We start from the raw sequence: 18,315 nt of genomic DNA on the forward strand, positions 1-18,315 counted from the left end.
TAGCTCCTGTTGATAAAATGACCAATCGCGAACTCCGTAACTCACTACTAGATCTCTTAGCATCGGAGTTAAGTCCTTCTGGCTTTGTGCTCAATAAAGCTCAAGCAGGGTTCACCAACAGACTGAAAGACGGCTGGAAAAAATTTCACCTTATTTTCCTTGTTCGTAGTGAAGGATGGGAAATCAATCCGGGGGTATTGGTACGTAAAAATGTGGTAGAAGACCTTTATCATAAAGCCTCATATTTTGAAGCTAAGTATCATAAAACCACTCCTACAATTGGCATTGCTTTGGAGAACTTAAACAACGATGGGAACAGCTATCGGCTCACCTTGACTAGTGAAAGAGATGTTCTCCCTTGCTATCACAGATTGCTTTACTTATTCAACAACGTGGCCATTCCATTTTTTGAGAAATACAGCAGCTTAGAAGAGCTTGATAAAGAAGTGAATATTGAGACCAGAAAAAGTATCTTCTCTGGCCTCAACTATGAGGGAAACCTAGGAATCATCCTTGCTAAACTGGTAAATAATCCTCATTATCATAAGCTTGAGGAGAAATACCGCAACTACTACCAGCAATTCTCGAATGGCTTTTATTTGCCAGAATATGAAGGAATTGTCGAAGTACTGAAAAGCGTCTGATGCCCCTCACCTTCCCTACCCCCTCTGCCGCGCGCGATGACCTCGACGGCCTGCTGCTGCTCGGCGGCCAGCCTACCGTCGAAAACCTAGTGGCGGCCTATAGCCAGGGGATTTTTCCGTGGCCGGTGGAAGGCTGGCCGCTGGCCTGGTTTTGCCCGCCGCGCCGGGGCATTTTGCGGCTGGCGCGCCTGCACGTGGGCCGCAGCCTGGCGCGGGCGCAGCGGCAGTCGCCGTGGCGCATCAGCTTCGATACCGCGTTTGGGCAGGTGATGCGGGCGTGCCAAGCGCAGCCGCGGCCGGGCCAGGATGGCACCTGGATAACGCCGCAGCTGGTGCGCGGCTATGAGGCGCTGCACGCCGCCGGCTACGCGCACAGCGTGGAGGTGTGGGAGGGCGACACGTTGGTGGGCGGCCTCTACGGCGTGGCCGTGCGGGGCGTATTTGCGGGCGAAAGCATGTTTCACTACCGTCCCAATGCCTCGAAGCTGGCGGTGCTGGCGCTGGCCGGGCACCTGCAGAAGCGCGGTGCCAGCTTCTTCGATATTCAGCAACTGACGCCGCACATGGCGGTGCTGGGCGCGGAGGAGGTGTCGCGAGATGAGTTTCTGGCGCTATTGGCAGCGGAGCAGGGGGTAGGGCGGCAGTTGTTTTAAATCTGTTTGTCATTGCGAGCGCAACGAAGTGGAGCGCGGCAATCTTTCCTTCACGTCAGGGTTACTAATCCAACGAAAAAGGAAAGATTGCCGCGCTCCACTTCGTTGCGCTCGCAATGACAAAAGATAAAAGCGCAGGCGTAATTACCTACGCGGCTTTGTGGAGCCACTGCTGCTTTTGGGTGAGGCGCTCGCGGCTTTCGCGGTGGTCGGGGTCGTCGACGCAGCAATCGACGGGGCACACAGCGGCGCACTGCGGCTCCTCGTGAAAGCCTACGCACTCGGTGCATTTATCGGTCACGATGTAGTAGTACTCGTTGGATACCGGGCGCTGAGGGTCGGTGCCGCCAGCTTGTTTGCCGTCAATGGTTTGCACCGCTTTTAGCGTCGTGCCATCGGCCCAGCGCCACTGGGCGCCGCCCTCGTAGATGGCGGTGTTGGGGCATTCCGGTTCGCAGGCACCACAGTTGATGCACTCGTCGGTTATCATGATGGCCATTGCCGTCGTCTCCTTATACTAGTGAGTAATTTTGCTGTTCAAAGCTGCCGGCTGTACGTAAAAACGCCGACCCAGGCTGGTTTGGACCCTCAAAAGTACGGCTCATTCCGCCTTCCTGCTACCCCTTTTATGCTGAATCACGCCACCCGCCTCGCGGCTTTTGCGGCCCTGGGCCGCCGCCTCGCCTCCCTTTCCGAAGACGAAATCACCGATATCGCGGCCCGCGCCCGCAACCGCAACGCCTGGTTTGACCAGCCCAACGTGGCGGCGGCCATCACGGGCATCGCCCACATGCTGGCCGAGCCGGCGCTCAGCCAGTGGGCCGGGCGCTACCCCGCCGAGCCGGCTTCGCCCCGCCAGGTGGGGGTAGTAATGGCCGGTAATATCCCGCTCGTGGGCTTCCATGATATGCTGTGCGTGCTGCTAAGCGGCCACACCCTGCTGGCCAAGCTAAGCAAGGACGATACCGTGCTCATGGACTGGATTGCCCAGGAACTGACCGACATCGAGCCCGCCTTCACCGAGCGCGTGCAGTTTGTGGAGCGCCTCAACGCAGCCGATGCCTTCATCGCCACCGGCTCGGACAATACGGCGCGCTACTTTGAGTTTTATTTTAAGGGTAGGCCGCACCTTATTCGACGCAACCGCACCAGCCTGGCCATCCTCACCGGCAACGAAACGGCCGAGGAAATGACCGCGCTGGGCCCCGATATTTTCCAGTATTACGGCCTGGGCTGCCGCAACGTGAGCAAGCTCTACGTGCCCGCAGGCTACAATTTCGTGCCCCTGCTCGATGCGCTGCAAATCTGGCACCCAGTGCTCAACCACCACAAGTACCAGAACAACTACGACTACAACAAGAGCATTATGCTGGTGAACGCGGTGCCGCATTTCGACAACGGCTTCCTGCTGCTGACCGAGAGCGCGGCGCTGGTATCGCCCATCTCGGTGGTGCACTACAGTACGTATACCCAGGAAATCGACCTGCTCGACCAGCTCACCGACGTGGCCGCCCAGACCCAGTGCCTCGTGTCGGCGGGCGGGCGCTACCCCGGCTCCTTCCCGCTGGGCCGCGCCCAGAGCCCCGCCGTGAGCGACTACGCCGACGGCATCGATACCATGGAATTTTTGGCGACCGAACTGTAACCCAACTACCCTGCTCCGAAGTATGCTACAGTATTGTCTCGCTTAGCCAGCCAGCTTGCTACCCCTTCCAACTTTTTATCCTCGCTTCCTATGTTCCGCCCGCCCACCGACCAAGACGTTGAAACCATTGACCGCAAGCAGCTTCCCAAGATAGAATTTTATCTCGACGATGTGCTGGCCGACGACGCGGCGGCGCAGAAGATTCGGAGCGCCGAAGCCCGCCGCGCTGCCGTGCTGGCCAATACGCACCAGACCAAAGCCACTATTTTTTTCCGCGCCGCCGACGGCCAGACCAAGCGCGTGCGCGCCCACGTGCTGGCGGCCCACACCGAGTACCTGACCCTCAAAGACGAGATGATGCTACCCCTGCGCGCCGTGCTGGGCTTTGAAGTCTAACCACTAATTAGCACGGATTTTAGCGTATTTCACGGATTTTGTGGACGATTTGCACCGTCGCTGATTTTTATCAGTTACTGCTTCTGAATCAAACAGCAAGGGCCACCCAAATGGGTGGCCCTTGCTGTTTGCGTGATAGGCATGAATCGTTCACAAAATCCGTGAAATCCGCGTAGTCCGTGATTTAGAGGAGGGCTAGCGTGCGGGCGATGAGGCGGTCCACGATGTCGCCGGCGTCTTTGGCAAACTCGCCGGTGGCGCGGTTGGCTACTATCGCATTGAGGCTCAGCACCTCGTGGCCTAGCAGCTGACCCAGGGCATAGTAGCCGGCCGTTTCCATCTCGAAGTTGCTGAGGCGGAAATCACCCTCGGGGCTCTGGTGGCGAAAGTTTTGCAGGCGCTGCATGTAATCGGCCGAGCGCAGGTCGAGGCGCAGGCGGCGGCCCTGCGGGCCGTAGAAGCCAGGGCACGTCACGGTGTTGCCGATGAGCAGGTCGGCGGCTAGCTGCTCGCGCAGCAGGTCGGAGCCGCGCACCACGTAGGGCGCGAAGGGTAGGCCCAGGTGCTGCTGCAAATCCTGGGCAACCTGCGTTTCGAGGCCGGTTTCGAAGAAGAGGTAGAACTGCATCAGCGAATCGAGGCCTATGGCGTGCTGGGTAGCCAGCAGCGAGCCCACCGGCACGTCGGCCTGCAAGCTACCGCTAGTGCCCAGCCGGATAATGCGCAGGTTCAGGCGCTCCTCCACCGGCCGTACGGTGCGCGACAGGAAGTCGATATTGACGAGCGCATCCAGCTCATTCATCACAATATCAATGTTATCCGTGCCCATGCCGGTGCTCAGCACCGTCAGGCGCTTGCCGCGGTAGTAGCCCACGTGCGTCACAAACTCGCGGTGCGTGCCCTCAAACTCGATGGAGTCGAAGTGCCGGCTCACCTGCGCCACCCGCGCCGGGTCGCCCACCGTCAGGATGGTATCAGAAATATGGTCGGGCAGCAGATTGAGGTGATAAATCGTGCCGTCGGGATTCAGAATGAGTTCAGATTCGGGAATCATAGCAGTGTAGGGTAAGCTTCAGCTTGCCGGAAAATAAAAAGGGATATGTACGGCAAACTTCGGCTTGCCGGCTATTGACCAAGCGCTAAAACTGCAAGCGAAAGCTCGCCCTACCCCCGGTACGAAGCCAGACCCTGCGCGGGGGTATAATGGTTGCTTTGCTTGGGATACGTGCCCGTGCCATCATACGGCCGTTTATCGGGGTGGGTGGCGCAGGCCTCGGAGCAGGCGCCTTGCAGCGTTTCGCCGCAGCTTTCACACAGCGGCAGGTGGGCATTGCAGTGCGGGTTGGCGCAGTTGATGAGGCGGGCCGAGGGCTGCTGGCAATGGTGGCAGCGCGAGATAACGCTGGGGTTCACGCTATTGACATCCACGGCCACACGGCCGTCGAAGACGTAGCACTGGCCCTCAAAATCTTCGCCGCCGGCCTCAATGCCATACTTGATGATGCCTCCGTGCAGCTGGTACACGTTCTCAAAACCCTGCTCCAATAAAAAAGCGGTGGCCTTTTCGCACTTAACGCCGCCGGTGCAGTAAGTCAGGATTTTCTTGTCCCTGAACTGCTCCAGGCGCTCGACGCGCTCGGGAAAGTCGCGGAAGTTCTCGATATCGAGCGTCACGGCGTTTTTGAAGCGGCCCAGGTTGTACTCGTAATCCGAGCGCACATCAACCACCACCACGTCGTCGCGGTCTTTCAACGCCTTGAATTCCTGCGGACTAAGGTGCTGGCCCGTCTTTTCGTGGGGCCGCACGTGGTGCAGGCTACTGTGCACGATTTCGGACTTCACGCGCACGTGCAGCTTCTGAAAGGTGTGACTTTCAACCTCATCCACCTTGAATTCGAGTGTAGCGAAGCGCGGGTCGGCCTTCACGGCGGCCATGTAGGCCGCGCAGGCTTCACGGGTGCCCGACACGGTGCCGTTCAGCCCCTCGGCCGCCACAACAATGCGCCCGCGCAAATCCAGGTCGAGGCACAGGCGATGGTGCTCGTCGCGAAACTGCTCGGGGTTTTCGATGGGCGTATAGCAGTAGTATAGAAGGACTTGATACATAATCACTTAGCACTAATAAGAACATCATGCTCATCTAGCGTCCGCTTGCCAAAGCATCTTGCTCGCACCGTTGCCGATGATTGAGGTTACTTCCCCAAGCGAGATACTTCGGCAAGCGGACGCTAGATGAGCGTGACGGTCTGTTTTTCTATTAAAACTAAACTTTAACTGCCGGGTTGCCGAATACCGTTTGGCCGTTGGGCACGTCGGCCACTACTACCGAGCCGGCGCCCACGCGGGCTTTGTCGCCCACTTTTACGCCGGCTACCAGCACGGCACCCGCGCCAATGAAGGCGCCGGCGCCCACCGTGGCCCCTACCCCCACCTGGGCGCCCGAGCCCAGCTGCGCGTAGTCGCCCACGCTGGCCAGGCCTTCCACTACGGCGTTGGGGCCGACCAGCACACCCGCGCCAACCTTAGCCGTGGCGGCAATTACCGCGTTGGCACCAAAATAGTTGCCGTGGCCAATTTCGGCGTGCACCGACACGCTGGACCGTTGGTGAATGCTATTGACCGGCACTACCTCGTACTCATCGTGCAGCATTTGGGTGAGGCTGCGGCGGCTGGCGGCATCCTCGGTGGCTACGAAGACTTCGCATTTTTTACCCAGCAGCTTCAGCAGCTCGCCGTCGTCGGTGTTGCCCATCACGGGCACGTCGAGCAGCTCGGTGTTGTGCAGCTTGGGGTCGTCGTCGAGGATGCAGTACACCACAACGTCGTTTGACAGAAAAGCATCCAGCGCGGCGGTGCCCACGGCCTGCGCGCCGAGAATGATAACGGGGTTTTCCATAAGCAGGCAAAGTTACAACTGCGAATAAGGAAGACCTTTCGCCCGCGCCGCGGCCTGGCTCAGACGAGCCGCTTCAGCACCTGCCGGGCGTAGTCGTTTTGGAGCAGCAGCAGCAGCAGCCAAGGCAGCAGGCCGGCGCGGTAGCGGCTCAGCGTACCGAAGTTGGGGGTGCTGAGGCCGATGAAGGCCGCCAGCAGCAGGCAATACACCAGCAGCAACACGGTCAATGCCACGGGCAGGCGGCCACCCCTACCCTGCCCGGCGGCCACCAGCGCCAGCAGCACCAGAGCCAGCAGCAGCGCATTTTCCAGGGCCGCGCCTACATAGAGCGGCAGTGCCGACTCGCCCAGCCAGGGCCGCACCAGCACCTGCGCGGCCGCCAGCGGCGCGTGCCGCAGCAGGCCGAGGGGGGTAGGGTCCCAGTCGGCGTAGGTAACGTGGGGCCGGTTGGGGGAAGTCAGCAGGCCGTGGTGGTAGTTGGCATCGACTTCGTGGCTGAAGTAGGTCAGCTCCATTTGCTCGCCTCCCAGCGCGCCGGCCACTGCGCCGGCCAGAGTAAGCAGCAGCAGCAGGGCGCCCACTTGCGGCCCGGCCGCCGGCCGCAGCCAGCCGCGCCGCGTGGCCCGGCGCACGGCCGCCAGCGCCAGCACGCCGCCCACCAGGGGTAGGGCGAAGTAATAGCGCATCCGCACCATTACCCAGGCCAGCAGCAGGCCGCCCACTAGCTGCCCTACCGCCAGCCAAAACCGCCGGGGTAGGCCGCTGCCGTACAGCACCGGCAAGGCCAGCGCCACGAAGCCGGCCCCGGTGCCAACGAGCAGCGTCTCCTTGGTCAGGCCGTTGGTCCACCACACCAAGGTGGGCCACAGCAGAAACGCTACCAGGCCAGCCCCGGCCGGCGTGGCGGGCAGCGTTTGCGCCAGCGCCCGCACCAGGTACCAACAGCCTATAAAACAACCGATGCTGAGGTAAAGCGCGTCGAGCCAGAGCTGGCCACCCGTAGCCAAACTCAGCAACGCGATTATTTTGTACCAAAACAACGTATTGGACCACGCATACATGTGGAAGTGTGCGCCTTGCCACGTGAAGCTGGCATTTTGCAAAACGACCAGCGCCCGAGCCGGCTGCTCCCATAGGACGCTAGCTATCAATTTACTATTAATAACCGCATACACCATGTCCGATTCCGGAAACTGGGTGCCGATGGCCGTGAGCAGCAGCCGCCAGGCCAGGGCCGGCAGCAGCCAGCGGCGCAGCCGGGGCGCCGCCGCGCGGTAAGCCGCACGCAGCCAGATTCCCAGGCCGGTCAGCAGCCCCAGATTCAGCAGTATAGCCAGGGCCAGCCTCATCGGTTGAGGCGCAGGCGCGCTTCGCTACCCCCGCCCACCAGCCGCGCCCCAATGGCGCAGTGCAGGCAGCGCCGGGGCGCGCAGTAGCCCTTGTGCAAGGCCAGCAAGCCCTGCGAGTCGGCGGCCGTGCGGTGCTCAAAGCCTAATTCCTGGTAGAGGTCGGTATATTGGTTGTGCTCGGCGGGCAGCTCGGTGAGCAAGGAAATGCTACTCTCGACCAGTGTGGGCTGGCCCGTGTGGCGGGCATAGGCCACGCGCAGCGGCACTACCACATTGGTAATGAGCAATTCTATGCTGCTTTTGCCGAGGCTGGGCACCTTACCCCCCCGACCGGGCCGGAAGTGCGCCCGCCAGTAGTCGGGCGCCGGCGCGCCGGCAAAAAACTCGGTGAGCGCCGCCACGCTCTGGGCCGTGAGCAAGGCGTCGAACAGCGCCGGGCGGCGGTGCAGCAGCCCCACCAGCTGCCCCAGCCGCACGGCCGGAAAATTGGCCGGCCGCAGGCGCAGGTAGTTCCACTCGTGGGCAGCTAGCGCGGCCTCGCCCAGCCCGTATTTGTGCCGCAAAAACTCGTGCTCCTGCCGCCGGTCGCGGATGTAGTCGTCGGCCGCCGTTTCGGTATTCTCCACCAGCAAGCCGGCCTGCCCAAACAGCAGCGCCTCCAGCTGCCGCGGGTCGTGGCGATGGCGGCGCAGCACGGCCAGCGGCACAGCCTTGGCCAGGCGGGCCAGCGGCTCACTGTTTTTCTGGAAGCCGAAGGCGGCCATCAGCGCGTGGTAGGCGGTCGCCTCCCAGTCGTCGCCGAGGTGCGCGTGTAGCTCGGCAATGGTATCAGCCTTGTGCTCCACGCGCTCCAGCAAGGCGCGCTCGGTCATCATCGTGCGCACCAGCTGCGACACCTGGGGTAGCAGCGGCGCGCAGGGCAGCGGGGCGGCGGGCGGCGCGGCCACCAGCGCCTCGTAGCGGGCCAGCAGGTCGGGGGCCAGGCGCGGGGCCAGCGCCAGCGCCGGAATCAGGCTGGCGTTGGTACGGTGCACGTCGGCGTCAGCAGTAAGTACTACGTGCAGTACTACCTGGTCATATTTTTTATCTACCTGGTGATTATGCCGTTGCCAATCCGAAGCGCGCAGGTGAATCTCCACCGCGCCGTTCCACTCCACCTCGCCCAGACGCAGGCGGGCGTTTAGAAAATCGGGGCCGGCATCAGCGTTGCGCTGGCCGGGGCGCAGCACCTGGATTTCCTCGCCGGCCGTGGTGCGCAGGTCAGCCTTGTCGAAGTACTGGTGCTGCCAGACGTAGTGGAGAAAATCTTCGCGCATCACAGAGTAGGGTAAGCTTTATCTTGCCGGGAGTCGGGCAATTCCTATTTTATCACTTCAAAAAATTATGTAAAAATAGAACGGCCTGCTCCGTGAGAAGCAGGCCGTTCTATTTAAATTCAGTAGATTACTACTATATAAGTGCTCTACGGCAAGCTGAAGCTTACCCTGCACTTATCGCAAGTCCACCACTTTCACGCCTTTGTGGGCGGCCTTGTCGAAGGCAAAGGTGCTGGGCGTCACGGCTACGTTGGGCTTGAAGTTCTTGAGGGAGAACGTAGTCCGGGTGCCGTTCTTCTTGAACGTTTTCACACTGTGGATGGCGTGGTCGGCCGTGCCCACAATGAGCTGCACTTTGAACACGTCGTTCTTGCGGTCTTCGGGCGTCAGCTCAAGGAGGTCGCTGGTTACGCCGCCGTCCTTGAGCGACTTCACATAGGTGTATTTATAGCCCTTTTTGTACATGCTGTACATCTGGGCCGGCGACATATCCTGGTTCGACGGGTCTGACTCCGAGATATTTACCTCATTCTCGTTCTTGAGGTAGGTCCAAGTAGTCTTGCCGTCGTTGATGACTTCCTGGCCGCCGGTGGCGAGGTGGTATTTCTGGTCGCTCACGGTCACTTCGCCGGTTATATTCTGCTTGAGCTTGGCAGCGGGGTTTTCCAGCGTTTGGGTAAAAGCGGCCTGGAACGACTTGAGCGCCGTGTACTTGGCGCTCACCGCGTCGAGGATTTTGCCCGCTTTGGGGTCTTGCTGCGCGGCGGCGGGCAAGGCCAGGGTAGCAGCCAGGGCGAATAGAGCTAATTGCTTGGTCATGGGGAAGGTAAAGGCCCAGCTTAGTGGGGTAGGGCGAGCTTGATACGGTAAAACGTATGCAAAAGGTCGGCCAAAGTCAATTATCCAGGAATGATTGGTAATTTGTAGGGTAAGCTTTAGCTTGCCGGGAGAGTGTAGGGTAAGCTTTAGCTTGCCGTTTTAGCACCCGAGCCTTACGCCCGGCAAGCTAAAGCTTACCGCACAGCTCTTATTTCGGCAGCGTAGCCAGCAGCTGCTCCAGTTGGTACTCATCAGGAATGAGCACGGCCCGCGCCTTGCTACCCTCGAATGGCCCTACCACGCCGGCCTGCTGTAGCTGGTCCATGAGGCGGCCCGAGCGGTTGTAGCCCAGCTTCAACTTGCGCTGAATGAGCGAAGTAGAGCCCTGCTGGTGCAGCACGATGCAGCGGGCAGCTTCGGCAAACATCGAGTCGCGCTCGCTGGGGTCCAGTTCCTCGTTGCCGCTTCCCTCGTCGCCGTCGGCGCCGGCCACCTCGGGCAGCAGGTAGGCGTCGGCGTAGCCCTGCTGCTCGCCGATGTAGTCGCAAAGGCGGTCCACCTCGGGCGTGTCAATGAAGGCGCACTGCACCCGAATCAGGTCCGAGCCGGCCGAAAACAGCATGTCGCCCTGCCCGATGAGCTGGTCGGCCCCGCCGGTGTCCAGGATGGTGCGCGAGTCAATTTTGCTGGTCACTTTAAAAGAAATCCGGCACGGGAAGTTGGCCTTGATGATGCCCGTAATCACGTTCACGCTCGGCCGTTGCGTAGCCACAATGAGGTGAATACCAATGGCACGGGCCAGCTGCGCGAGGCGCGCAATGGGCGTTTCGACTTCCTTACCGGCCGTCATCATCAGGTCGGCCAGCTCGTCAATTACCAGCACGATGAAGGGTAGGAAGCGGTGGCCCTTGCGCGGGTTCAGGCGGCGCTCCACAAACTTGAGGTTGTACTCCTTCAGGTTGCGGCAGCCGGCTTCCTTCAGCAAATCGTAGCGCCGGTCCATCTCCATGCACAGCGAGTTGAGCGTGTTCACCACCTTCTTGGTATCGGTGATGATGGCCTCCTCCGTGTCGGGCAGCTTGGCCAGGAAGTGGCGCTCAATCTTGTTGAAGATACTCAGTTCCACCTTCTTGGGGTCCACCAGCACGAACTTGAGCTGGGCCGGGTGGCGCTTGTAGAGCAACGAGGCCAATATCACGTTCAGGCCCACCGACTTGCCCTGGCCCGTGGCGCCGGCCATCAGCAAGTGGGGCATTTTGGCCAGGTCGGCCACGAATACTTCGTTGGTGATGGTGCGGCCGAAGGCGATGGGCAGGTCCATCTCGGTGCGGGCAAACTTCTCGCTACCCAGCACCGAGCGGATGCTCACCATCTCCTTTTTGGCATTCGGCACCTCAATGCCGATGGTGCCCTTGCCCGGAATGGGGGCGATGATACGAATACCCAACGCGGCCAGACTCAGGGCAATATCGTCTTCCAGACTCTTGATTTTGGAGATGCGCACCCCGGCCTCGGGCACAATCTCGTAGAGCGTAACCGTGGGCCCGATAGTGGCCTTGATGCTGGCGATGGTGATGCCGTAGTGCCCCAGCGTTTCCACAATGCGGTCCTTGTTGGCCTCCAACTCCTCCTTGGTTACCTGGGCTTTGGCCACGCCGTAGTCGTTGAGCAACTCCAGGGTAGGGAACTGGTAGCGCGAAAGGTCCAGCGTGGGGTCGTAGTTCACGTCCGGCATCTGGTCCGCCAGCTCGTCTTCGTCGGACACGGCCGCGATGTCGGCCCCGGCGTTGGGGTCAAGGTCGTCGCGGCTGGGCACGGTGATTTCCAGGTTTTTGGGGCCGGGCGCCTGAAGCTTGGGGTTGGGAGCCGGTAGCGGGCTATCAGCCAGGTCGGCCAGCGAGAGGGGGGTAGGGATGCTGGCAGCCACGGCCGCCGCAGGAGCCACTTCGGGTTCCGAGGCAGGCAGCTCGAAGGAGAATGCGGGGCCGCTGGCGGCGGGCGGCGTAGCAGGCGCGGCCTGCAGGCTTTCTACCCCAGCAGTGGGCGCTGGGGCGGGCTCCATCTCCACTTCTTCTGCCGCGGCCGGGGCTACCTCCAGACTGGTGCTGGTGAGCACCGGCGCCTTGAGGGCACTGGGGCGCGGCGCGGGAATGGGGGCGGGCTCAAACTCGGGTTCGCGCTCGGGCAGGGGGGTAGGGATGGGCGCGGCGGCGCGGTTTTCGCCCATCTTGGCGGGCCGGGCGGCAGCTACGGGCGCGGCGGTTTCGGCTGCGGCTTCCTCTTCTTCGTCATCGGCACCACCCAGGTTGAGATTTAAGGTAGTAATATTGAAGAAGAACACTACGAACATGATGAGCCCGAAAGCCAGCAGCAGCACCGTGCCCCAGCCAATAAGCGAGTCGAGCCACAGCGCCAGCTCGTAGCCAGCGCCGCCGCTGAGCCAGTCGAGGCGGTGCGCCTGGGTGGGGTCGGGCGCGGGCAGGTTGGCGGCGGGCACGGCCAGCTGCACCACTACGTAGCCCAGCAGGGTGCTCGTCCAAAGCATCGTAAACAGGCCTAGGGCCAGCACGTAGCTCACCGAGCCAGCGGCCTTCCGAAACACGATTTTATAGCCCAGAAAAAAGACTATCGGAATGAGTGCATACGAGGCTAGGCCAAAGCCCCGGTAGATGAATTTTTCGGCCAGCCAGGCCCCAAGCAGGCCCAGCCAGTTGCCGGTTTCCTGACCGGCTTCCTTCACCGGTACGGTACCCAGGGCAGCCACCACGCTCTGGTCGGCGCGCCCGCTGAGCAGAAACGAGGTGAAAGCAATGGTGAGGTACAGCGAGCCGAGCAGCAGCCCGAAGCCGATGAGCAGGTGAAAACGCCGGTCGCGCAAAAAAGCCGTGAGCTGGCCCAGGCCGGGCAGCGGCCGCCGCGGGGCGCGGGGCTGCGCTGGGGCAGGCCGCGACTTTGCCGCGGGCGCTGCCGCGCGGCCTGCCCCGGCCCCATTCTCGGGGGCAGAGCGCGGCGTGTTGCCACGCGGCGGGCGCGCGGCATTGTCGGCTGGCGCAGGCCCCGGCCGATTGGTGGCCGCCGGGCCACCAGTTGGATTTCGGAAATTATTAGAAGCCATGCACGGGCAAACGAAAAGGTCAAATCTACGCCAGCGACGGCGCTTTTGGGTGGGGCTTGCCCACGCGGAAAGCGCCGTCGCTGGGCCGCCACGAGCCAATGGGGCGACGGGGGCGCTCAGAGACTGATTCTGTTTCTAATTTTGCAGCTATCTCTATTTTATTGATTCTTCCTCCTACTATCTCCCAACTTTTTACTACTTGTTCATGTCGGTTTCTGTTATCCGCCACTTTGCTGACCACGCCTTTTGCCTTACCGAATATATACCCGCCGAGTGCTGGCTGCGCACTACCTGGCAGGGTTTTGTAGCTCCCGCTCATGCGGAACAAGGCGCGGCCGGCGCGCTGGAGGCCCTGCGCCAGATGCCTTCGCCGTACCTGCTCAACGATAATAGCCAGATTAGGGGGCCATGGTTTGATTCGGTCGACTGGTTGCAGCGGATGTGGGCGCCGCAGGCCACGCACCTGGGGCTGCGCTACATAGCCCACGTGCTTCAGCCCCACACCGAGGCAGACCTGAGCTCTTTATTGACAAAAGACCCCTTTGCAGATAAATTTGAATTACAGCTTTTTACAACCGTAGAGGAAGCCGCCGTCTGGCTACACGAATGCCAGCGCCGCGACGCCCAGCAGCAACGCACCGGCCGCTCGGCAGCCGCATAAAACATTCTTTGGCAAGAAATCCGGGGTAGGAATTAACAATTTGATAGTCGGGTTTTTAATTCCTACCCCTACCCTACCCCGTACAGGTATACCCTCCAGTAGGCTTGCGAGTCATCGAACACGCCCAGCAGGTGTAGGCCACTTTCGGCCGGGTGGGCCAAGCGCACGGCCGAAAGCACGTAGCGTCCCCCCAGCCGCTGAAAAGCTGCCGCGTCGAAGGCCAGGTGCTGCACCTGGCGGGCCGGCTGCTTGCCAATGGCAAACTGGCGGCCCAGCTCGGCCGACAGCAAGTAGCAGCGGTTGCCCCAGGCGTCGAAGTAGGTGGCCAGGGCCGGACTCTTGGCCAGCTCACCGGCAATAATGGGCCGGAAGGCGTGCTTGTAGGCCAGGGGATAAATAGTCTGGTACGAGTCGAGGGTATAGAAGCCGTTGAGCTGCGCCACGGCGGGCGGCAGGCCCAGGCAGGCCACCCGGTAGGCAGGCGGCAGCTGCCCGGTGCGGGTGGCGATAAAAGTCCGCACCTGTCGCAGCAGGCCCGGCGCCACGTAGGCCGCGTAGCCCGGCGCGTTGGGCCGCGGGTGGCCAGCCAGGGCGCGCAGGTTGTTGGTAAACTCGGGGTTGGCGGCCAGCGCAAACGGCACTTGCAGCGCCACCAGCGCGTAGGCCAGCCGGCCGGCCGGCAGCTGCCGCACCGCCAGCACCAGCACCAGCACCCAGGGCAGCGCCAGCAAAAAGTAGAACCGCCCCAGCGAAAACGCGTGCAGCAGCGGCAGCTGCCGCTGCCAGTAAATAGACAGTTGAGGCAGCAAGGCCGCCAGCCCGCACAGCGCCGCTACGCTCACCAGCACCGCCGCACCCTGCCGCACCAGACGCCGCCGCGCTGGCCCCACCACCTGCGCCAGCGCCACCAGCGCCGCCAGCACGATGCCGCCTTTGAAAAACGGGCTGGCGTGGTAATGCCCCAGCCAGAACAGCTGCCCCGCCTCGCGCAGCCCTACCCCCACTCCCAGCGGCGAAAGCCGGCCTAGGTCAAATTCTTCGCGGTGCGCTACAAACTCCTTGGCTACCAGTAGGCTATCAACCATGCGCCACTCTACCAGCGCGTAGCTGGCCAGTAGCAGCGCCAGGCCGCCTACCCCCCGCCAGGTGGCCGGCCAGGCGGCGCGGCCGCGGCGCGCCAGGTCGAGCAGTAGCCCTACCCCCCACGCCGCCGCGATAAACGGCCCCACCAGCACCAGCGCCGACCACCACGGAAACGCCGCGCACACGGCCCACGCCAGCCGGCGCGACAGCCCCCGGCGCAAATCCAGGGCGGCGCGCAGCAGCAGCGGCTGGCCCAGCACGCTCAGCCCAAAAATACTGTAGGCCGGCAGCACGGCCCACAGCAGCGCCACGGCCGCCGCCAGCCCCCGCTGCGCGGGCTGCGACAGGCCGTAGCGACGCAGCAGCCAGTACATGCCCAGCAGCGCCACCACCCGCACCAGTGCCTCGTGCAGCAGGTAGGCCGCCAGCGGTGAATCGCGCAATATATTAAAAATGAGCAACGTCATGCTCAATCCCGAGCGCATAGCATCGCGCGGCAGGCCATCCATAATGGGCGGCATTACTACGCCGGGGCCGCCAGCCAGCGTGAGGTGCAGCTTGGCCAGCAGGTAGGCGTACACCACCTCGGCCTCCAGGTTGTCGTGCAAAATGATGAACGTGCGCGGCCCCAGTGCCACCAGCAGCAGCATAAACAGCAGTAGCCCCAGCAGGGCAAGGCGAAGTGGTTTCAACAGCGTGGGCTAAATACGGGGCGCAAAGTAAACGGCAAGCAGCACGAACTTTCCAGCTTCGTGCGCGAGCGCCAGCGAGCAGGCGGAGCCGCACGATGCGCCCGACGATGCGCGCGCGAACTTTCCGGTTCGCGCTACTTACTGCCGATGAGCCCGCAGCCAGGCGCGGGCCTCTTTGTACTCCTGCTCGCCGGTGTCGGCCTGCTCCACAATGAGGCGGTAGTAGCGGTGGGCGGCGGGCACATCCTGTTCGCGCACGGCCAGGCTGGCCAGCCTGCTTTGGGCGAAAATGTAGTAGCCGCGCTTGGTCATGCCTACCTGCTCGGAGTACACCGCGCAACGCTGGTAATAGTCCTTGGCCTGGGCCAGGTCGTGGTATTTATGCTGCATCAGGTAGCCCAGAATATAGGCCGCCGGCCGGCAGCTATAGGCCTCGTAGCCCACCTGGCCACTGGCGTACTTGTTTAGCACCGACCGGCAGGCGACCTCGCTTTCCTCAAGCCGGCCCAGCTCGAACGCCAGCCGGGCATAGCGGAGCTGGAAATAGGCATTATCCGGAAACTGCGCACTCAGCTGCCGGGCCAGCTCGCAGGCCGCCGCCGACTGCTTTTCGCGCTCGCCGCTCATAATATCTATCAAGTACACCTTCGCCTCATTGCCGGTGTAGAAAGCCGTTTGGCTGACTTTCCGCAGCTGGGCCAGCCCGCGCTCGCGGTTGCCCTTCGGGAAGAAAAACAGTACCGGCCGCAGCCAGGGGTGCTCGTCGCTTATCCAATCGGCGTAGTAATTAAACAGGCCCTGCCCAAGCAGGAATTCACTACTCAAGCCGTTGGCCTCCTGGCTCTTCTGCAAGTAGTTGAGCGAGCGGCGGCTGGCCACCGTAGCCTTGCGCCAGTCGTGGCGCTCGGCGTGCAGGCGTGCCTCCTGCCCATAGGCTCCCGCCAGAAAAAAGCAGGCTTCATAATTATGCGCGTCGGCTTTGTAGAGGGCTTCGGCCTTGGTCTGGGCCGTGTCCATGTAGGCCAGGAAGGTTTTGTCGTAGCGGGTGTCGGTAACGCTGTTGGGCATTATTTTCCACCAAGTGCTCATGCCCAGCAGAAAATACGCCATCGGGTGCTGCGGGTAGCGCCGGCGCAACGAGCGAAACTGTTTATTAGCCTTATCAAACTTGAAATTGTACATATTCTGCACCGCGCCCTCCAGCTCCAGCTGAATGTCTTTGTCGAGGAGGAGCCAGCCCGAAATATCCACGGCCTGCGGGGCCACCTGCACGCTATCGAGCCCTATAGTGGGCATAATTGGCACATCCTGCGCCTGTGCGGCCGGCCGGCTGCCCAGTAACAGAGTCAGTAGCAGTATACCGCTTGCCAACCACCTTCCTAGAGTAAACGATTTTATCATCCCTCAAAGAAAGCGATAAAATCCTAATTATACGCTCGGACTTTCATTTAGTTAGCCCACCTACTCACTAGCTACGCGGGTGAAACTCCGTGATAACCTGCCGCAGGTAGTCGCGGTCGAGATGCGTATAAATCTCGGTGGTGGTGATGGACACGTGGCCCAGCATTTCCTGCACGGCGCGCAGGTCGGCGCCGCCCTCCAGCAGGTGGGTAGCGAAGGAATGCCGCAGCGTGTGCGGGCTGATGGTCTGGCGCAGGCCCGCCAGCTCGGCCAGCTTCTTGATGGCCGTAAAAACCGTGATGCGCGACAGCTGCCGGCCCCGCATACTCAGAAATACCAGGTCCTCGGCGCCCGGCTGCACCGTGAGGTGCTGGCGCACGCCGCCCAGGTAAAAGTGCAGGTGCTTCACGGCCTCGCGCCCAATGGGCACCAGCCGCTCCTTGTTGCCCTTACCCAGCACGCGCATAAAGCCCTGCTCGAAGTAAAGGTTCGAGAGCTTCAAATCGCACAGCTCGCTCACGCGCAGGCCCGACGAGTACAGCACCTCCAGCACGGCGCGGCTGCGCAGGCCTTCGCTGGTGCTCAGGTCGATAGCAGCCAGTAGGTTCTCAATATCGGGGTAGGCCAGCGTATCGGGCAAGTGGCGGCCGGCCTTGGGCGACTCCAGCGTGTCGGTGGGGTCAATTTTGAGCAGGTCTTCCATGATGAGAAACTCGTAGAAAGCCTTGATGCCCGACAAGGTGCGCGCCTGCGAGGTGCTCGACAGCCCCAGCTCGGTGAGCGTCGCCAGAAAATCGCGCAGCAGCCGGGTGGTCACTTGCAGCGGGTTGGCTTTGAGGTTTTCCAGCTCCAGCCACTGGTGCAGCTTGCGCACATCGCGCCGGTAGGCCTCCACCGAGTTGGGCGAAAGCGACTTTTCCAGGCGCAGGTAGCCATCAAATTGTTTAATAGCTTGCGGCCAGGTCATATGCAGTGAGCAGTGAGCAGTGAGCAGTGGCTAGGCAGCTTGGTCCGCAAGAGCGCGCCGTAGTTTGCGCTCACAAAGAACGGGCACGGCCGTTAAGGGTAGCTTTTTGCCGCTTGATGTAGCTGCACTCGCGGGTAGGCTGCTTAGCCATTGCTCACTGCTCACTATTAATTGCTCACTGTACATGAACATTCTTATTCTCAACGGCCCCAACCTCAACCTACTGGGCCGCCGCGAGCCGCACATCTACGGCACGCGCTCGTTCGACGATTTTCTGCCTGAGCTTCAGGGTAGCTTTCCCGAGCTCAGTCTCAGCGCCTTCCAGAGCAACCACGAGGGCGCCCTGCTCGACCGCCTGCACGCGGCTGCCGGCTGGGGCGAGGGGGGTAGCGAGGCCGCCAGCCAGGCCGTGGTGCTGAACGCGGGCGGCTTCACGCACACCAGCGTGGCCCTGGGCGACGCCGTGGCCGCCGTGGCCGGCGCGGGCGTGCCCGTTATCGAGGTGCACCTGAGCAACCTGGCGGGGCGCGAAGATTTTCGCCACAAGAGCTACATCGGCAAACATTGCGTGGGCAGCATCGCGGGCTTTGGGCTCGAAAGCTACCGGCTGGCCCTGCACTACCTGCTCAGCCAGCGGCCTCGGCCGGTGGGCTTCAGGCGCTGAGGGGGGGTAGGCAG

The 18,315-nt window shown here is 61.9% G+C and carries 17 protein-coding genes; 6 read left to right on the plus strand and 11 right to left on the minus strand.

Translation table 11 applies throughout. The annotated features are described in order from the left end of the window. The first annotated feature begins 17 nt into the window (after positions 1 to 17). Entirely contained in the window at positions 18 to 644 is a 627-nt protein-coding gene (locus E4631_RS11430; protein WP_133655284.1) for a hypothetical protein, read from the plus strand. Beyond that, positions 644 to 1,297, plus strand: coding sequence for a leucyl/phenylalanyl-tRNA--protein transferase (gene aat / locus E4631_RS11435; RefSeq protein ID WP_133655283.1), 654 nt, complete (start codon positions 644 to 646; stop codon positions 1,295 to 1,297). The genes E4631_RS11430 and aat overlap by 1 nt, the downstream gene beginning before the upstream one ends. A gap of 148 nt (positions 1,298 to 1,445) precedes the next feature. On the opposite strand, the gene E4631_RS11440 is transcribed toward aat, so the two are convergent. Beyond that, complete coding sequence (locus E4631_RS11440) at positions 1,446 to 1,796, minus strand: 4Fe-4S dicluster domain-containing protein (RefSeq protein ID WP_133655282.1); 351 nt, start codon at positions 1,794 to 1,796, stop codon at positions 1,446 to 1,448. Positions 1,797 to 1,925: 129 nt separating this feature from the next. Here E4631_RS11440 and E4631_RS11445 point away from each other — a divergent pair, with 129 nt between their 5' ends. Both E4631_RS11445 and E4631_RS11450 read left to right on the plus strand, forming a co-directional pair. Next, positions 1,926 to 2,942, plus strand: a complete 1,017-nt coding sequence (locus E4631_RS11445) for an acyl-CoA reductase (RefSeq protein WP_133655281.1) — start codon at positions 1,926 to 1,928, stop codon at positions 2,940 to 2,942. Positions 2,943 to 3,032: 90 nt separating this feature from the next. Further along, positions 3,033 to 3,338 carry a hypothetical protein gene (locus E4631_RS11450; RefSeq protein WP_133655280.1) on the plus strand — a complete coding sequence of 102 codons (306 nt, stop codon included), beginning with the start codon at positions 3,033 to 3,035 and terminating at the stop codon, positions 3,336 to 3,338. Positions 3,339 to 3,522: 184 nt separating this feature from the next. Here the strand turns inward: E4631_RS11450 and E4631_RS11455 are convergent, their stop codons facing one another. The 7 genes from E4631_RS11455 to E4631_RS11485 all read right to left on the minus strand — a co-directional run bounded on the left by E4631_RS11455 (position 3,523) and on the right by E4631_RS11485 (position 12,833). After that, positions 3,523 to 4,392: a nucleoside phosphorylase gene (locus tag E4631_RS11455; protein WP_133655279.1), complete on the minus strand. Its 870-nt coding sequence runs from the start codon at positions 4,390 to 4,392 to the stop codon at positions 3,523 to 3,525. Positions 4,393 to 4,502: 110 nt separating this feature from the next. Continuing rightward, entirely contained in the window at positions 4,503 to 5,444 is a 942-nt protein-coding gene (locus tag E4631_RS11460; protein ID WP_133655278.1) for a rhodanese-related sulfurtransferase, read from the minus strand. A 157-nt stretch (positions 5,445 to 5,601) separates the two neighbouring features. After that, complete coding sequence (locus tag E4631_RS11465) at positions 5,602 to 6,234, minus strand: DapH/DapD/GlmU-related protein (RefSeq protein ID WP_133655277.1); 633 nt, start codon at positions 6,232 to 6,234, stop codon at positions 5,602 to 5,604. Between the two features lie 59 nt (positions 6,235 to 6,293). After that, entirely contained in the window at positions 6,294 to 7,583 is a 1,290-nt protein-coding gene (locus E4631_RS11470; RefSeq protein WP_133655276.1) for a hypothetical protein, read from the minus strand. Further along, the gene (locus E4631_RS11475; protein WP_133655275.1) at positions 7,580 to 8,899 is read right to left on the minus strand and encodes a DUF2851 family protein; all 1,320 of its coding nucleotides are present in this window, start codon (positions 8,897 to 8,899) and stop codon (positions 7,580 to 7,582) included. The genes E4631_RS11470 and E4631_RS11475 overlap by 4 nt, the downstream gene beginning before the upstream one ends. A 174-nt stretch (positions 8,900 to 9,073) precedes the next feature. Continuing rightward, positions 9,074 to 9,718, minus strand: a complete 645-nt coding sequence (locus E4631_RS11480; RefSeq protein WP_133655274.1) for an outer membrane lipoprotein carrier protein LolA — start codon at positions 9,716 to 9,718, stop codon at positions 9,074 to 9,076. A gap of 208 nt (positions 9,719 to 9,926) precedes the next feature. Next, complete coding sequence (locus E4631_RS11485) at positions 9,927 to 12,833, minus strand: DNA translocase FtsK (RefSeq protein ID WP_133655273.1); 2,907 nt, start codon at positions 12,831 to 12,833, stop codon at positions 9,927 to 9,929. Positions 12,834 to 13,038: 205 nt separating this feature from the next. Here E4631_RS11485 and E4631_RS11490 point away from each other — a divergent pair, with 205 nt between their 5' ends. Further along, positions 13,039 to 13,494 carry a hypothetical protein gene (locus E4631_RS11490; protein WP_133655272.1) on the plus strand — a complete coding sequence of 152 codons (456 nt, stop codon included), beginning with the start codon at positions 13,039 to 13,041 and terminating at the stop codon, positions 13,492 to 13,494. 68 nt (positions 13,495 to 13,562) lie between these two features. On the opposite strand, the gene E4631_RS11495 is transcribed toward E4631_RS11490, so the two are convergent. The 3 genes from E4631_RS11495 to xerD all read right to left on the minus strand — a co-directional run bounded on the left by E4631_RS11495 (position 13,563) and on the right by xerD (position 17,637). Beyond that, entirely contained in the window at positions 13,563 to 15,269 is a 1,707-nt protein-coding gene (locus tag E4631_RS11495; protein WP_133655271.1) for a DUF6044 family protein, read from the minus strand. 138 nt (positions 15,270 to 15,407) lie between these two features. Further along, positions 15,408 to 16,565 (minus strand): lipopolysaccharide assembly protein LapB, encoded by a 1,158-nt coding sequence (locus E4631_RS11500; RefSeq protein ID WP_133655270.1) that lies wholly within the window; start codon positions 16,563 to 16,565, stop codon positions 15,408 to 15,410. Between the two features lie 172 nt (positions 16,566 to 16,737). After that, a complete protein-coding gene (gene xerD / locus E4631_RS11505; protein WP_133655269.1) occupies positions 16,738 to 17,637 on the minus strand; it encodes a site-specific tyrosine recombinase XerD in 900 nt (299 codons plus the stop codon). Between the two features lie 184 nt (positions 17,638 to 17,821). Here xerD and E4631_RS11510 point away from each other — a divergent pair, with 184 nt between their 5' ends. Continuing rightward, positions 17,822 to 18,301 carry a type II 3-dehydroquinate dehydratase gene (locus E4631_RS11510; RefSeq protein WP_133655268.1) on the plus strand — a complete coding sequence of 160 codons (480 nt, stop codon included), beginning with the start codon at positions 17,822 to 17,824 and terminating at the stop codon, positions 18,299 to 18,301. The last annotated feature ends 14 nt before the right edge of the window (positions 18,302 to 18,315 follow it).

Source organism: Hymenobacter sp. UV11, assembly GCF_004684095.1.
Taxonomy (GTDB): Bacteria; Bacteroidota; Bacteroidia; order Cytophagales; family Hymenobacteraceae; genus Hymenobacter.

Excerpts from the sequence above, each read along its gene's own strand:
- E4631_RS11470 (WP_133655276.1), bottom strand. The coding sequence starts at position 7,583 with ATGAGGCTGGCCCTGGCTATACTGCTGAATCTGGGGCTGCTGACCGGC.
- E4631_RS11430 (WP_133655284.1), top strand. The coding sequence starts at position 18 with ATGACCAATCGCGAACTCCGTAACTCACTACTAGATCTCTTAGCATCG.
- E4631_RS11455 (WP_133655279.1), bottom strand. The coding sequence starts at position 4,392 with ATGATTCCCGAATCTGAACTCATTCTGAATCCCGACGGCACGATTTAT.
- E4631_RS11510 (WP_133655268.1), top strand. The coding sequence starts at position 17,822 with ATGAACATTCTTATTCTCAACGGCCCCAACCTCAACCTACTGGGCCGC.
- aat (WP_133655283.1), top strand. The coding sequence starts at position 644 with ATGCCCCTCACCTTCCCTACCCCCTCTGCCGCGCGCGATGACCTCGAC.
- E4631_RS11440 (WP_133655282.1), bottom strand. The coding sequence starts at position 1,796 with ATGGCCATCATGATAACCGACGAGTGCATCAACTGTGGTGCCTGCGAA.
- E4631_RS11485 (WP_133655273.1), bottom strand. The coding sequence starts at position 12,833 with ATGGCTTCTAATAATTTCCGAAATCCAACTGGTGGCCCGGCGGCCACC.
- E4631_RS11500 (WP_133655270.1), bottom strand. The coding sequence starts at position 16,565 with ATGCCCACTATAGGGCTCGATAGCGTGCAGGTGGCCCCGCAGGCCGTG.
- E4631_RS11480 (WP_133655274.1), bottom strand. The coding sequence starts at position 9,718 with ATGACCAAGCAATTAGCTCTATTCGCCCTGGCTGCTACCCTGGCCTTG.
- E4631_RS11450 (WP_133655280.1), top strand. The coding sequence starts at position 3,033 with ATGTTCCGCCCGCCCACCGACCAAGACGTTGAAACCATTGACCGCAAG.
- E4631_RS11445 (WP_133655281.1), top strand. The coding sequence starts at position 1,926 with ATGCTGAATCACGCCACCCGCCTCGCGGCTTTTGCGGCCCTGGGCCGC.
- xerD (WP_133655269.1), bottom strand. The coding sequence starts at position 17,637 with ATGACCTGGCCGCAAGCTATTAAACAATTTGATGGCTACCTGCGCCTG.
- E4631_RS11460 (WP_133655278.1), bottom strand. The coding sequence starts at position 5,444 with ATGTATCAAGTCCTTCTATACTACTGCTATACGCCCATCGAAAACCCC.
- E4631_RS11475 (WP_133655275.1), bottom strand. The coding sequence starts at position 8,899 with ATGCGCGAAGATTTTCTCCACTACGTCTGGCAGCACCAGTACTTCGAC.
- E4631_RS11490 (WP_133655272.1), top strand. The coding sequence starts at position 13,039 with ATGTCGGTTTCTGTTATCCGCCACTTTGCTGACCACGCCTTTTGCCTT.
- E4631_RS11465 (WP_133655277.1), bottom strand. The coding sequence starts at position 6,234 with ATGGAAAACCCCGTTATCATTCTCGGCGCGCAGGCCGTGGGCACCGCC.